Origin of the sequence: Herpetosiphon sp. NSE202 (assembly GCF_042688385.1) — a bacterium.
In the GTDB taxonomy this organism is placed as follows: Bacteria; Chloroflexota; Chloroflexia; order Chloroflexales; family Herpetosiphonaceae; genus Herpetosiphon.
Genome location: NZ_JBHUPY010000001.1, coordinates 51,384 through 64,680 on the forward strand (window position 1 = coordinate 51,384; position 13,297 = coordinate 64,680).

General features: G+C 51.2%; 16 protein-coding genes. 4 read left to right on the top strand and 12 right to left on the bottom strand.

Going from position 1 to position 13,297, the window contains the following annotated elements:
• Nucleotides 1-237: 237 nt before the first annotated feature.
• Nucleotides 238-1,545 carry a nuclease-related domain-containing protein gene (locus tag ACFMKP_RS00210; RefSeq protein ID WP_382287959.1) on the bottom strand — a complete coding sequence of 436 codons (1,308 nt, stop codon included), beginning with the start codon at nt 1,543-1,545 and terminating at the stop codon, nt 238-240.
• 156 nt (nt 1,546-1,701) lie between these two features.
• On the opposite strand from ACFMKP_RS00210, the gene ACFMKP_RS00215 reads away from it, so the two are divergent.
• On the top strand, nt 1,702-2,481 hold the full coding sequence (locus ACFMKP_RS00215) for a type III pantothenate kinase (RefSeq protein ID WP_382287961.1): 780 nt from the start codon (nt 1,702-1,704) through the stop codon (nt 2,479-2,481).
• 365 nt (nt 2,482-2,846) lie between these two features.
• Here ACFMKP_RS00215 and ACFMKP_RS00220 read toward each other — a convergent pair whose 3' ends face one another.
• The 8 genes from ACFMKP_RS00220 to ACFMKP_RS00255 form a co-directional block, all read right to left on the bottom strand.
• A complete protein-coding gene (locus ACFMKP_RS00220) occupies nt 2,847-4,082 on the bottom strand; it encodes a HAMP domain-containing protein (protein WP_382287963.1) in 1,236 nt (411 codons plus the stop codon).
• A gap of 79 nt (nt 4,083-4,161) precedes the next feature.
• The gene (locus ACFMKP_RS00225; RefSeq protein WP_054536249.1) at nt 4,162-4,401 is read right to left on the bottom strand and encodes a hypothetical protein; all 240 of its coding nucleotides are present in this window, start codon (nt 4,399-4,401) and stop codon (nt 4,162-4,164) included.
• A gap of 70 nt (nt 4,402-4,471) precedes the next feature.
• Nucleotides 4,472-4,771: an AzlD domain-containing protein gene (locus ACFMKP_RS00230; protein WP_382287965.1), complete on the bottom strand. Its 300-nt coding sequence runs from the start codon at nt 4,769-4,771 to the stop codon at nt 4,472-4,474.
• Nucleotides 4,768-5,454, bottom strand: a complete 687-nt coding sequence (locus ACFMKP_RS00235) for an AzlC family ABC transporter permease (RefSeq protein WP_382287967.1) — start codon at nt 5,452-5,454, stop codon at nt 4,768-4,770. The genes ACFMKP_RS00230 and ACFMKP_RS00235 overlap by 4 nt, the downstream gene beginning before the upstream one ends.
• A gap of 67 nt (nt 5,455-5,521) precedes the next feature.
• Entirely contained in the window at nt 5,522-6,376 is an 855-nt protein-coding gene (locus ACFMKP_RS00240; RefSeq protein WP_382287969.1) for an alpha/beta fold hydrolase, read from the bottom strand.
• A gap of 24 nt (nt 6,377-6,400) precedes the next feature.
• Entirely contained in the window at nt 6,401-7,294 is an 894-nt protein-coding gene (locus ACFMKP_RS00245) for a DUF2085 domain-containing protein (protein WP_382287971.1), read from the bottom strand.
• A 41-nt stretch (nt 7,295-7,335) separates the two neighbouring features.
• On the bottom strand, nt 7,336-7,887 hold the full coding sequence (locus ACFMKP_RS00250) for a redoxin family protein (protein ID WP_382287973.1): 552 nt from the start codon (nt 7,885-7,887) through the stop codon (nt 7,336-7,338).
• 2 nt (nt 7,888-7,889) lie between these two features.
• Nucleotides 7,890-8,144, bottom strand: a complete 255-nt coding sequence (locus tag ACFMKP_RS00255) for a glutaredoxin family protein (RefSeq protein ID WP_204757349.1) — start codon at nt 8,142-8,144, stop codon at nt 7,890-7,892.
• A gap of 72 nt (nt 8,145-8,216) precedes the next feature.
• Between ACFMKP_RS00255 and ACFMKP_RS00260 the strand changes: the two genes are divergently transcribed.
• The 3 genes from ACFMKP_RS00260 (at nt 8,217) to ACFMKP_RS00270 (ending at nt 10,995) form a co-directional block, all read left to right on the top strand.
• Nucleotides 8,217-9,011 (top strand): alpha/beta fold hydrolase, encoded by a 795-nt coding sequence (locus ACFMKP_RS00260; protein ID WP_204757348.1) that lies wholly within the window; start codon nt 8,217-8,219, stop codon nt 9,009-9,011.
• 63 nt (nt 9,012-9,074) lie between these two features.
• On the top strand, nt 9,075-9,791 hold the full coding sequence (locus tag ACFMKP_RS00265) for a carbonic anhydrase (protein WP_382287976.1): 717 nt from the start codon (nt 9,075-9,077) through the stop codon (nt 9,789-9,791).
• A gap of 550 nt (nt 9,792-10,341) precedes the next feature.
• Entirely contained in the window at nt 10,342-10,995 is a 654-nt protein-coding gene (locus ACFMKP_RS00270) for a carbonic anhydrase (protein ID WP_382287978.1), read from the top strand.
• A 132-nt stretch (nt 10,996-11,127) separates the two neighbouring features.
• On the opposite strand, the gene ACFMKP_RS00275 is transcribed toward ACFMKP_RS00270, so the two are convergent.
• The 3 genes from ACFMKP_RS00275 to ACFMKP_RS00285 form a co-directional block, all read right to left on the bottom strand.
• Nucleotides 11,128-11,454 carry a hypothetical protein gene (locus ACFMKP_RS00275; protein ID WP_204757345.1) on the bottom strand — a complete coding sequence of 109 codons (327 nt, stop codon included), beginning with the start codon at nt 11,452-11,454 and terminating at the stop codon, nt 11,128-11,130.
• Nucleotides 11,455-11,622: 168 nt separating this feature from the next.
• Nucleotides 11,623-12,339 (bottom strand): peptidylprolyl isomerase, encoded by a 717-nt coding sequence (locus ACFMKP_RS00280; RefSeq protein ID WP_275580659.1) that lies wholly within the window; start codon nt 12,337-12,339, stop codon nt 11,623-11,625.
• Between the two features lie 282 nt (nt 12,340-12,621).
• Nucleotides 12,622-13,245, bottom strand: a complete 624-nt coding sequence (locus ACFMKP_RS00285) for a histidine phosphatase family protein (RefSeq protein WP_382287981.1) — start codon at nt 13,243-13,245, stop codon at nt 12,622-12,624.
• Nucleotides 13,246-13,297 lie beyond the last annotated feature (52 nt).

Consider the following 13,297-nt stretch of genomic DNA (forward strand, 5'->3'; position numbering starts at 1 on the left):
AAAACAGGTGCTCCCCCTCGCCCGCGTCCAGTGGGAGAGGGGGCTGGGGGGTGAGGGGACACGATTGCCAATCCAATGAACCAGTACACATAGCCTATAGCCTGAATCCTGACCCCTCGCCCCCCAGCCCCTCTATCCCAATCCCCAACTCCTATGCTCTATGCTCTTCATCCCTCGTACTTCATCCTTTTCTCTGTATCCCCAACGCCTATGCTCTATGTTCTATGCTCTATGTTCTTACTTCTTCGGTACTTGCACCGTCCACAATTGGCCGCCAAATGGCTCGCTGAGCAATTCGATGGTCAACGTATTGGCATTTGAATTGACTGAGCGTGGAATCGTTGCCGTGCCAGTGCTCATTTTGCCGTTGCGCACGCGGATGGTTTGGCGTTCTTCGCGCAAACGATAGACAATGCCGCTGGTATCGCTGACCGCAATATTATTATTCGTCAGGCCCAATTGCACGATGCCCGGGGTGGTATTGCGCACACTCCAATGCAGCACAATCTGATCGGCGCAAAATTGCACCCGATCAAGGGTTACTGCCACATAAGCCTCTTCGCTGGCACGACTATCGATCGTATACCATTGATAGGAAACCGGATCGCGGGCTTTGCGAATGGTCTGGCCAAAGGTCGTAATACAGCCGCTTGGGGTTGGCGAAGCCGCCGGAACCGGAATCGTACCATAGATCTCGGGCGTTGGCGCATTTGAGATAATCGTAATGTTGCGGCCCTGCACCAGCACCAAAATCAACAAGAGCGAGATAACCGCCCAACCCAACACATTAAAGCGGGTGCGTAGCGAACTATCGCGCACCCGTTGTTGCCATGTTTTGGGCAATGCTGGCTCGACGATTGGCTCGGGCACAACAATTGGCTCGGGCACGACGACTGGCGGCGGCGGATCAGAGGGTGTATCATCCCACGCTGGCATAACCCCAGCCACCAATTGATTAACTTCTTCCCAGATCGAGCAATTCAGCAAGCGTGGAATTTTGAGCATTTCCTCGTCGGTGAAGCTAATTTCGTCGGTGCGCTCAGTGACCAAGTGGGTTGGTAATTCATCCAAGCCTTTAACATTTACCCGCCAATCGAGATTAATTTCCGAGCCGCGCTCCAAAATAGGCGAGATTACGATCAGGCGCTTACACGCCCGAAAATCGGTTTGGCTGGCCTTTTGCTCCGACATAATCTCGTGCTGATGGTCGTGCAAGAAATTCCGCACCGCATAGTAATAGGCAATCACTTGATTGTAGGGATTTTTGCGGCCTTGATTGAGCCATTTGACCGAACCTGAGCTACTGACAACCTTCCAGCGGCCATTGACCGAACCATAAACCTTGCCATCGCAGTGCTTCATTTCGACAATAAAGACTGCATCGTTCTTCAACACCACAAGGTCAATGGTATGGCCACCGACGCTAAAATTCGCCAGCATGACGTATAGGCCTTCCAAGCGGTCGAGACCGTTGGCTAAGGCAATAATTGCTTTGCGCTCATTGGGGTGTTCGGGCTTTTCGCCAATCCAAACTTGAACGGCCACGGGTACGCTCCCTAGCCAAAAAAGAGCTAATTCTGTGCTTATATTATCATTGTTTCGCTGCTGCGTGCATTGACGAATTGTTAAAAATAGTTGAAAAAGCAAAAGTATGCAATAATGGATTGGATTTTTGATTCACGCTGATGTGGAAAAAGCAACATGTTAATTACGATTGATATTGGCAATACGAATAGCAAAATCGCTGCATGGGATGGCGATCAGATGGTGGCGCATTGGCGTTTATCGACCCAACGCCAAAAATTAACCGATGAATATGCGGTTTTGGTGCGCAGTTTGTTTGAACTGCGGGGCATCTCGATTAATCAGATTGAGGGTTGCGCAATTTCGTGCGTTGTGCCGCCATTAACCAGTGTTTTTAGCGAATTGAGCCGCACCTATTTGAATGTTGATCCAGTGGTCATTGGCCCAGGCATCAAAACTGGCATGCGTTTGTTGATCGATACGCCACGCGAATTGGGCGCTGATCGGGTTGCCAACTCGGTCGCAGCCTTTCGCCGCTACGGCGGGCCAGTGATTGCGATTGCCTTTGGCACGGCAACCGCATTTGATGTGATTTCTGCGGAAGGCGATTATATTGGCGGGGCAATTGCACCAGGCATTGGCATCTCTGCTGATGCACTGTTTCGAGCTGCGGCCAAGCTCTATCACGTCGAATTAGCTCGCCCGCCGCGCGTGATTGGCAAAAACACCTCGCACTATATGCAATCGGGGATTGTTTTGGGCTATGCTGGGTTGGTTGAAGGCTTGATCACCCGCATGTGGCAGGAGTTGGGTGCGCGTGGTACGGTGGTGGCAACTGGCGGCCAGGCAGAAGTAATTGCTGATATTATCGCGAGCGAAACCCATGTGATCGACCATGTTGACCCATGGCTGACCCACGAAGGCCTGAAGATGATTCACGCCATGAATCGCCAATAATTGAGGTTCCCTCACCCCCCAGCCCCCTCTCCCACTGAACGCGGGCGAGGGGGAGCACCCGTTTTTACCACCAATCATGCAAAAACCACGGGATTAAAGCCCCTCGCCCGCTCTGTGGGAGAGGGGTTGGGGTGAGGGGATCAGCCTATGGCAGCACCAAAGAACTAAAAGCCCCTCGCCCGCTCTGTGGGAGAGGGGGTTGGGGTGAGGGGATCAGTCTATGGCAGGACGAAAGAACCAAAAGCCCCTCGCCCGCTCAGTGGGAGAGGGGTTGGGGTGAGGGGATCAGCTTATGGTAGAACCACGGCGTTAAAGCCCCTCGCCCGCTCAGTGGGAGAGGGGTTGGGGTGTGGGAATCTTAACCTCTAGCTGTGACGTTCGGCGTAGGCAATGCCTGCTTGCAAGGTTGCCTCAACCACCAAACTATTGAAATTCATGCCGGTGGAAACTAAGGCTTGAGCAACTTCTGGCCGAATGCCAACCAGCATTGGCTCACTACCCAACAGCCGCACGCTATCGATCAGCTCTGAGAAGGCTTGGCTGACCAGATTGTCGATCACTGGCACGCCCGTGACATCGATAATAATCCAGCGTGGGCGGTCGCTTGAGATGCGGCCAAGGACGTTGGTTTGCAAGGTTTTTAGCCGTTGCGGGCCGAGTTCGCCAATCAATGGCACAACCAACATGCGCTTGCCAACAGGCAAAATTGGCACACTCATCGAGCGAATAATTGCCCGTTGATTTTGAATCGTTTCAAGTTGCGCGGCTGCATCGCTGCGGGCTGTTTCGGCCTCGTTGCGCGCTTGATCGACGCGTTCAACCTGATCGCGTAATGCTTGCTGCTCGCTGTTGATACTATCGAGCAAATGGTTGAAGGCCACCACCACATCGCCAATTTCATCGAGGCGCTTGACCTCAGCTCGCTGCTGATAATTGCCAGCAGCGACGGTTTGGGCGGTTTGTTGTAAGGCGCGAATTGGCTTGAACACCATATATTGGAATAAAGCCATCAGCCCAATCAGCGCTAAAACGGCAATTATCCCAAGCACGTTCATATAGCGCAAGGGGTTGTTGGAGATATTGGCGCGGCGTTGAACGCCCTCATCGGTGACTAAATCGCGGTAGGCTTTGAAGCGGGTATCGAAGGATAAATTCAAATCGCGCACTTGGTCGAAGCGGCGCTCGATCACGCGGGGGTCGTCTGTAGAAGCTTTGTCGATAAAGAGTTGGGTATCTTCAATAATTGATTGCACCGAGCGGCGTAGCGCAACATACGATTCTTGAGTTGGCTGGTTGGTATCGCCAGTTAAGCCATCCATTACGCCAATCAGGCGTTCAGTTTCACGCACCCAGCCCGTGCGCGAGAGCAAGTATTGATCGTCGTTGGTTTGTAAAAAGGCAAGCGTATTTTGGGTAACGCCTTGGGCGCTGGTTTGCAAACGCAATAATGAATCGAGCTGCGGAATCGTTTGATCGATCAGCGACTCGACATCAGTTCGATACTTGCCCAGTGACCAGCGCGCAATAACATTGGCACTGCCCACCACAATCACAAGGATGATCAGGCCCAAGCCAAAACGTTGACGAATCGATGAACGCATAATGCCTCAGTGTAAATAGTGTTGATACGATCAATGCGATTATGCTGTTGTTGATTCGTTGAGCGTTGCAATAAATGGCTTATAACACCATTTGGGCAGCCCGCCCCGCAACCAGGAAGCAAAACAGCGCAACGGCGACTGTCCAACCGACCCCACCCAAAACTGCTCCGACGCGTGCACCGACGCTTGGTCGGGCTTCAATTAAGCGTGGAATAATTTCTTTGGTCAGGGTGCGATAGCCTGTCGCTAATAAAACGGCTCCAAGCACAAGATGCGCCAAGCCAAAGCCTAAAATGCCCAGATTGCCAATCAGCTGCATATTGTGTCGTCTCCTTTGTCGATCAAGGATGCTGCCTCTCTATTCTACGGGAGAACTGCCCGACCTGCAACTAATTGAGCAGCAAAAACACGATAAATCCAGCAACTAGGGTCGGTATTACTTGACGGCTATACCAGGCCACAATAATCGCAACTGCCCCAGCAGCCATTTTGGGATTAATCAGATCAATTTGTTTATTGCTGATCGCTAAATCACTAGCAATAATCGCCGCCAACACTGCCGCTGGCACAAAGCGCAGGCCGCGCTGAACGATCGTTGGAAAGTCGGCGTTATTGACTAGCCCAATGAACGAATAGCGAATAGCAAAGGTGATCACGCCAATCACCACAATCGTGAGCCACAGACTCATGCTTGCTTCCCTTCAATCGCTAAGCCAACCCCAATGCCCACGACTGCCGCTGCCATTAAATCGAGTTTGTAAGGCAAGCCGGATGCAAGCACTGCTACGCTTGCTCCAGTTATCGCCGCCGCAATCAGTGCTTTATCACGCAAGATTGGGATCAAAATGCCAATAAATGTTAAGGCTGCGGCAATATCCAAGACTGGCATGGGCGGAAGTTGGCTGCCAACCAAAATGCCAATTGCGGTGCTGACTTGCCATGAGATCCAGAGCATAAAGCCAGCTCCAAAAAAGAACCAATGGCCATGCTCAGGGTCGTTACGTTCTTGATAGTTGGTAATCGCTACCGCATAGGCCTCATCGGTCAGCAAATAGGCCAACAGCACCTTCCACCAACGGCTGAGCGGTTGTACATATGGCGCAAGCGAGGCGCTATACAAGGCATGGCGCAAATTGACCACCGTCGATGTGAGAATAATCGCCAGATTGGGTGCGAATGAGCCAAACATTTGAGCAATAATCATCTGCGAGGAGCCGCCAAATACGATCGTCGACATGGCTTGAATGAACCATGGCGATAAGCCAAGTTTTAATGCAGTAACCCCATAAATAATTCCAAACGGAATTCCGCCCATAATAATTGGTAGCTCGGCTTTGGCTCCGGCCAACCAAGCTCGGTACTTTGGCTGCATGCAGGGTTCCTTAGCTAAAAAAAGAAGCAGGCTGGTCGCACAGCCTGCTCACCAATTGCCTAAACGCTTAGAGACTTTGCAAAAACGCTTTGACTCCTTGGCTGGCTAGCTCTGGCTGCTCGATGAAATAGCAATGACCGCTCCCAGGAATTAACTGGAATTCTGCATGAGGCAGCAAATATGCCAGCAATCGCCCGTTGCCAATCGGTACCAAGGCATCGGCATCGCCATGTTGCACCAGCGTCGGGTGCTGAAGCTTAGGCAGGCGCTCGATTGTGCTGTGGTTCATAATCGCGCTCCATTGGCCCATAAAGCCATGCGCTGGGCCATGATTGCGCATCCCAACCTCAATATATTCCTCGATTAGCTCGGGATGGGCAGCAACAAAGGCAGGAGCGAAATTAAAGCGTACGCTATCTTGCATCACTTGCTCGGCGCTTTTTTGGGTTCCGCTGAGCATCAATTCCAACACCCACGCCTCTGGGGCAAGGTTGCTGGCTTCGGCCTGAAACTCGGCGGGCAGAGTTGGAATCGCGCTTGGGTCGTTGGTGTAATGCGAGAGCGTGCATCCCAACACCAAGCCTTGTACCCGCTCAGGGTAATTCAACGCCACATGTTGGGCAATCATGCCACCCATTGAAACACCCCAAACGTGGGCGCGCTCGATGCCAAGATGATCAAGCAAGCCAATTGCATCGGCGGCAAAATGCTCCATGCTATAGGCGGTGAAATCGGTTGGGGCAGTGGTTTGGCCAACCCCACGATTATCATAATAAATCACTTGAAAATGGTCAGTTAAAAATGGCAATTCTTTGCGCCAGCCGTCGAGCGTGCCGCCCAAACCCATAATTAACAGTAAGGGTGCGCCAGTTCCAGCGACTTCATAATTGAGTGTAATGCCATTAATTGCAGCCTGTGGCATGCCAAGATACCTCCAAAAAATTCACTAAGCCACTGAGCGTTCCATGATGATTCGCAGCCACGCCAATAAGCCAAATTCAATTGCCGTCATGACGCAGGCAACCATGGCTGGGCGGGCCAGTTGGGTCAAGCGCACAACTGTATTTTCGCTGCGGGTAATCATCGCAATAATCATAATATTGACGATAAACATCACGCTGAGAATGCCCACCGTGCTGAAGATTGCCAAAGGATAGGCGATAAATGGCGAGGCCAGTTGGGTCAGCACAAACAGACAAACCGCTACCGCCACCAAAATCGCGTAATCGCGCCAACCACTAATAATTTGTTGGTCGGTACGGGCGTTGGCACGCACGCTAATGTTGAAGGCAAATAAGATCATCGTGCCCATGCTAATGCCCATCGCCAAGCCAGAGAGAATCCGCAAGATTGGCTGCGGCGTGTAGAGATTGTAGTTGCCAATATCAAGCAGCAGCGAGTTAAAGCCATCGCTGCCCATCCAGCCGACGCTCAGAATCAGCACGATGCCAATTGCCAATGGTGGCAATTTGGCGGCTCGGCCACGGCCCATGGCAACCAAGGTGATAATCGTCGCCAAGAAACCGCTATATAAGCCAGTATTGCGCTGACAGAGCGGCATCATCGTGCCGCCGAGGCTCAGCGTATGTTCCTTGGAGCAAACGCCATGCACCACCCAGCTGAGTTTTTCGGTGAAACCGCCTGGAATCAAAAACAGGCCAGCGATGGTCAAGGTCAACAATACGCCGAGCAAGCCCCACAAAGCTGGGCGTTCGTCGCGCTCTGGCAGCGGTTTTGGCTTCCGCGCCTCTTGCACAATGACTTCGCGCTCGGCTTTGTGGGCTTCAACTTGTTGCTTGGCCTTTTCAAGCACTAACCGATTGAGATCACGCTCATTCATGATCGGGCTTACTCCTGCTACTTGGGGTTTGGTTTCAGCGCTTAGGGTTGCCCAAAATCGCTGATCAGCTTATTGGCTTGCGAGCGGCTGATGGCTCCGACATGGATTTTTTGCACCAGCCCATCGCGATCGATAAAGTAGGTTGTGGGCAGATAATTGACATTAAAGGCTTTGCTAATGCTGCCATCGTGATCGAGTGGCAATACATAGCTTACCCCAACTTCGCTGGCAAAACGCTGCACAACCTCGGCATTTTCATCTTTGTTCACACCAATAAAGACCACATCTTGGCGTTCGCGGGCAATTGCCTCGAAATCAGGCATTTCGGTGCGGCATGGCACGCAGGTGGTTTGCCAAAAATTGAGCACCACGACTTTGCCGCGAAAATCGCTAAGCGTGACTTTTTTGCCTGCTTGCTCATAGCTCAGCTCGGGAATTTGCTCGCCAATTTGCACTGTGCCTTCGGCCAAACTTAAATTTTGGGCGAGGCTTACGGCTGAGGCTGGCAGGCTTTGTGCTGTGGAGTTGGTTTGACTGGCACATGCAGCCAGCAAGCATACAATTAATCCAAATGAGGCTAAACGGCCTAGCATGGTTAAACTCCTTGATTTGGGCTAGGTTGGGAGTGAAGTGACGCACGAATTTGGGTCTCATTAAACGGATAGTACCAAAATTGGGCTGCAATTTGCAGCACAGGTATCTTATACTTATAACGCTCATACACCGTTATCTCATCGAGAATATTGATACAGACCAGCCGAGCCTGAAACTCGTGGGCTAGTGGTTCTAGCCAATGCTCGGCTTCGTCGCATAAATGACACCCTGGACGCATATAAAGTTGCCAATCCATAATGACCCTCCTAGCATGCTATTGTACCGCGTCCACGATCAACGAGTGTATTGTTTTGGAAGGAGCTTGCTCATGCCCCCGATTGACGTTCGTGGTCGTAGTTTGATGTACGACGATACTGGTGATGGCGAGGTCGTGCTGTGTATCCATGGCTTCCCGTTCAACCGCTCGATGTGGGATGAAGCCCGCATGGCTTTAGCCAGTCGCTATCGAGTGCTTAGCCCCGACCTGCGCGGCTTTGGCGAATCAAGTGGCAGCGATAGTTGGACGCTCGACGATCAGGCCAACGATTTGATCGAATTATTGGATCGCTTGGGCATCGATCGCGCTGCGGTGCTGGGTTTATCAATGGGTGGCTATATTGCTTTGAATTTGGCGCGGCGCTATCCCGAGCATTTGTGGGCAATGGTGTTGATTGATACCAAAGCCACATCCGACAACTACGAAGCCAAGCAAAATCGGCTTAAAACTGCTGAGACCGCTCTCCGCGAAGGCGCTGCGCCGATTGCTGCCCAAATGTTGCCCAAATTGCTTAGCCCAGCCAACGCCGAAGATCAGCGTTTGGTTGAACGACTCAACAGTATGATGCTCACGACCAATCCCAAAACGATTGCCAACGCCGCCCATGCGATGGCTAGTCGCCCCGACTCAACCCAATATCTTTCGACGATGGCGATGCCAAGCTTAGTGATTGTTGGCAACGACGACCAAATTACCACGCCCCACGATGCCCATGCGATGGTGAATGCCTTGCCTCACGCCAGCTTGGTCACAATTCCCAATGCTGGGCATATGAGCGTGCTGGAGCAACCAGAAATTGCCTATGGCGCAATTCGGGCCTTTTTGGAGCAAGCCCAAAATGCTTGATTGGCAATTTGCTTAGATCTATAATCAACAAATTGGATTATAGCTATCTAAGGAGTTGTGCTCATGGATTTGGGCAAGCTATCGCGCCGCCAATTTTTAGGGGCCTCTGGCATTCTAGCGGTAGGGTTGTTGGCTGGTTGCGGGGCCGAAGAAACGCTGATGCCTGCGGCAACGACTGAGCCAGTTGAATTTAACGCCGATAGTGCATTCCAACTGCTCAAAGATGGCAATGCCCGTTTTGTTGCCAATCGCACAATTGATCCCAATCAAGATGCCAATCGCCGCAGCACCACGGCCAAAGGCCAAAAACCGTTTGCCACGATTGTTGGCTGCGTCGATTCACGGGTTGGGCCAGAAGTGGTGTTCGACCGCGGGATTGGCGACTTGTTGGTGGTGCGTACGGCGGGCCATGTGATTGATGCGGTCGAAATTGGCAGCATCGAGTTTGGGGTTGCCGAGTTGGGCACGCCGCTGGTGCTGGTGTTGGGCCATGAAAAATGTGGCGCAGTCAATGCCACGATCGAATCGATCGAAAGCAACACCCCAGCGCCCGACCAAATTGTTTCGATTGTTGAGCATATTCGCCCAGCGTATGATGCCGTCACCGCCGCCGGCCATGAATCTGGTGATTTGCTTGATGCAGTGGTGCGCGAAAATACCAAATTGACCGTTGCTGCCCTGAAAGCAGCGCCGTTGTTGGCTGAGCTTGAAGCAGCTGGCAACGTACGCATTATCGGCGGTTACTATAGCCTTGATAGCGGCACAGTCGAATTTTTCTAGGAGTTGAGGTTCCCTCCCCTCACCCCAACCCCTCTCCCACGCGGCGGGCGAGGGGCTTTAATATTGTGGTTCTCTCCCAATTCCTTGGCGAAAAATGGTCGGCTCCCCCTCGCCCGCGTCCAGTGGGAGAGGGGGCTGGGGGGTGAGGGAACGCTCCACTGCCGAGCAATCGCTCAAAACCTACCGTTGAAAGGAGCGGGGGCTGGCTTCCAAGGGTAGGAGTTAAGATTCCCTCACCCCAACCCCTCTCCCACGCGGCGGGGGAGGGGCTTTAACGCGCTGGTTCTCCCGCAATTCCTTGGTAAAAACGATCGGCTCCCCCTCGCCCGCATCTAGTGGGAGAGGGGGCTGGGGGGTGAGGGGCGTTTGACCACCGCGCTTTACTAAAAATCTACTCTTGGAAGGAGATGTGATTGCGGGGTGAGGGAACGCCTCAATCAACCCATAGTCTTTAGATATACATCTTGGGTAGCGGAACTATAACTGTGTTGGAGCCACCGCTTGCTATGCTGATAGCAATGCTGCTTTGCATACAAGGAAGGGTTTTTCCATGGCTCCACCAGTTGTTTTACCAGATCTGCAAACATTAACCGTTGATGCGGCGGCGGCGCTGGCCTTTTTGCTTGCTGGCAACGCCCGCTTTGTCGCCAACCATCCCCTCGATCCCCATCACGATAGCCTCTACCGCCAACAATTAACCCAAGCCCAACATCCGTTTGCCATGATCCTCGGTTGCGTCGATTCGCGGGTGATTCCTGAATTGTTGTTTGATTGTGGCTTTGGCGATTTGTTGGTGATTCGCACGGCGGGCCATGCGATCGATGAAGTGACAGTTGGCAGCATCGAATTTGGTGCTGATGTGTTGGAGATTCCGTTGCTGGTGGTGCTTGGTCATGAGCATTGTGGCGCGGTCAAAGCAACAATATCGATGCTTGATAAGCAGCAGACTGCGCCTGATCGGATTGCCGTCTTAGTTGATCATCTGCGGCCAGCAGTTGCTGAAATTGATAGTCATGATCCGAATCGTTTGGATGCGGCGATTCGGGCAAATGTTCTGCATACAGTGGTGGAGTTGCAGCAGATTCCATTATTGGCCCAACGTGAGCACGCTGGGTTGCTGCGAATTGTGGGAGCCTACTACAGTTTGGTCAGTGGCGTAGTCGAATTACTGACTACGCCACATGATTACGTTAAGCGAAATTAATTTAGAAGAGGCATTATAAAAAGCTTAATACAAAAATCAACTGTGCTTGAACTAAGGATTTCCCTACAGCCAGCACAGTTGAGTTTTTCTTGATTTTAAATTAAGATCGAATTTTCAATATTTGATCCATACTTAGGGGATTGCTTTAATCCCAACTTTATTACCCCAAATACTGACTTCTGTGGTGGTAATACTTTGAAAATACGACCCTGTATAGGTTCTTTTGTCATATTTAAGAGTAGTATGACCTGGGCCATTACCTGGACTTTGGCATTCTGCATAGATTTGTGATGGGTTGATTTGAGTGGTTACCACAAAATCAGTAAGGATGCACTCATGATAGACAATGCCGTTCCAGGGCACGACTACATTTGTAGTCGCTGAAGCAGGTTGTACAATAACCAACATCAAAGAAAACATAAACCCAACGGCAAGAACCTTCCGCCATAATTTACTCATTCTTTGAATCCTTTCCTATATTACTCAAGTACAATCATTTGTAAATATACATTAATAGTAAAAAACCTGCAAATTTTTGTTGGAAGGCTCCTTGATTCTTCGAATCAAGGAGCCTTTGAATTAGTGATTAAATGATTTAAGAATGCTAGATTTTATATAAATGATTCATTATTTTTCTTCGATCGTGACGGTCAAAATTGCATCGCCAGGTGCGCCGCCCATATCTGGATCGCGAGGGCTGATTTGATCAACCACATCTTGGCCAGCGGTAACTTGGCCGAAGATCGTATAGGCATCGGGGGTTAAATGCATTGCTGGAGCCAAGGTGATGAAAAATTGTGAGCCATTGCTATTTGGTTGACCAGTATTAGCCATTGCCAAAACCCCAGGTTTATCGAAGAGCAAATTACTAGTGGTATCATTATACTCATTGCCAAAATTGTAGCCTGGGCCACCCATACCCGTGCCGGTTGGGTCGCCACCTTGCGCCATAAAGCCAGGAATCACGCGGTGGAAGGTCACGTTATCGTAGAAACCTTCGCGGGCCAAAAACACAAAGTTATTGACTGTGCGTGGCGCATTTTTGGTATTGAGTTCAATCACAATATCGCCTTTTTGGGTTTTGAGCGTGGCGATATATTGCTTATTGACATCAATCGTCATGGCTGGCTCGCTGGCATATTGCTTGGACGAACCTGGATTTGGATTGCTGCCAGTGTCGTTTGGAGCCGAAGTTGGTCGGCCAGTGCTGGCCTCGGTTGGGGCAACTTCGGCAGTTGGTGCGCTGGTCGGGCGTGGTTCGAGCGTTGGCATTGCGGTTGATTCAGCAGAACCACAGGCGGCTAATACAAGCGCTAAAAGCGCAATCGTGGTTGTTCGGCGCATTCGTTTGATACTCCTCACAGGACATAAAAAATTCACCGTGGGATTATAGCACGGGAGTGAGAACAAAGAACATAGAACTATAGAGCATAGGGACGAAACTGCGAAGAGCGCAAAGATCACGAAGGGCCAGGGATGAAGGATCAGGGGTCAGAAATCGTGAATCATAGTGCTATTGGTTTCTGAGCCCTGATCCCTGAATCCTGACCCCTTTCACACTCTCTGCGCTCAATCACTCGGTTTCTGACCACCTACCCCAATACTTATGTTCTTTGTTCTATGCTCTCATTCCCCCTTGGCAAACACCCCGTCGAGGTGCGCGGCATCGTTGACCCGCAAAACGCGCCATTCATCGCCGTGGGCCACAATTTCGACGAACGCACCGTTATCGAGCCATAAACGGCCAAAATGGCGGAGTGGTGCTGCCAACAGATGGCAAACCAAGGCTCGAATCGCTCCGCCATGCGAAACTGCGACCACAGTTTGGCCGCGATGATGAGCAACAAAATGATCGAAGGCGTTGGCCATGCGCTGTTGCAATTCAGCATACGATTCACCATTGAGCCGTTGGGTGCTGTCGGGATTGAGTTTGATTAATTGCATATGATCAGGAAAGAGATTGTGCAATTCTTCTGGCGTGTGGCCAGCCCAATCACCATCGTTAATCTCGCGTAAATCGCTCAATGCTTGCGGAGCCAAGCCAATGTGTGCGCCAATGATGCTGGCAGTTTCCCAAGCCCGGGCAATATCGCTGGCATAAAGCTGATCAATTGTTAATGTGGCGAGCCGTTGAGCGGCGCGTAACGCTTGTTCGCGTCCACGTGCATTCAAGGGAATGGGCAAATGGCCTTGATAACGACGTTCAGCATTCCAGGCTGTTTCACCATGACGAACCACGATCAACCGCATAAGACGACCTCGCTTGACACTAATGCTAGGCTATTGTATCAAAGCCAAAACT

Excerpts from the sequence above, each read along its gene's own strand:
- ACFMKP_RS00215 (WP_382287961.1), top strand. The coding sequence starts at position 1,702 with ATGTTAATTACGATTGATATTGGCAATACGAATAGCAAAATCGCTGCA.
- ACFMKP_RS00220 (WP_382287963.1), bottom strand. The coding sequence starts at position 4,082 with ATGCGTTCATCGATTCGTCAACGTTTTGGCTTGGGCCTGATCATCCTT.
- ACFMKP_RS00225 (WP_054536249.1), bottom strand. The coding sequence starts at position 4,401 with ATGCAGCTGATTGGCAATCTGGGCATTTTAGGCTTTGGCTTGGCGCAT.
- ACFMKP_RS00230 (WP_382287965.1), bottom strand. The coding sequence starts at position 4,771 with ATGAGTCTGTGGCTCACGATTGTGGTGATTGGCGTGATCACCTTTGCT.
- ACFMKP_RS00235 (WP_382287967.1), bottom strand. The coding sequence starts at position 5,454 with ATGCAGCCAAAGTACCGAGCTTGGTTGGCCGGAGCCAAAGCCGAGCTA.
- ACFMKP_RS00240 (WP_382287969.1), bottom strand. The coding sequence starts at position 6,376 with ATGCCACAGGCTGCAATTAATGGCATTACACTCAATTATGAAGTCGCT.
- ACFMKP_RS00245 (WP_382287971.1), bottom strand. The coding sequence starts at position 7,294 with ATGAATGAGCGTGATCTCAATCGGTTAGTGCTTGAAAAGGCCAAGCAA.
- ACFMKP_RS00250 (WP_382287973.1), bottom strand. The coding sequence starts at position 7,887 with ATGCTAGGCCGTTTAGCCTCATTTGGATTAATTGTATGCTTGCTGGCT.
- ACFMKP_RS00255 (WP_204757349.1), bottom strand. The coding sequence starts at position 8,144 with ATGGATTGGCAACTTTATATGCGTCCAGGGTGTCATTTATGCGACGAA.
- ACFMKP_RS00260 (WP_204757348.1), top strand. The coding sequence starts at position 8,217 with ATGCCCCCGATTGACGTTCGTGGTCGTAGTTTGATGTACGACGATACT.
- ACFMKP_RS00265 (WP_382287976.1), top strand. The coding sequence starts at position 9,075 with ATGGATTTGGGCAAGCTATCGCGCCGCCAATTTTTAGGGGCCTCTGGC.
- ACFMKP_RS00270 (WP_382287978.1), top strand. The coding sequence starts at position 10,342 with ATGGCTCCACCAGTTGTTTTACCAGATCTGCAAACATTAACCGTTGAT.
- ACFMKP_RS00275 (WP_204757345.1), bottom strand. The coding sequence starts at position 11,454 with ATGAGTAAATTATGGCGGAAGGTTCTTGCCGTTGGGTTTATGTTTTCT.
- ACFMKP_RS00280 (WP_275580659.1), bottom strand. The coding sequence starts at position 12,339 with ATGCGCCGAACAACCACGATTGCGCTTTTAGCGCTTGTATTAGCCGCC.
- ACFMKP_RS00285 (WP_382287981.1), bottom strand. The coding sequence starts at position 13,245 with ATGCGGTTGATCGTGGTTCGTCATGGTGAAACAGCCTGGAATGCTGAA.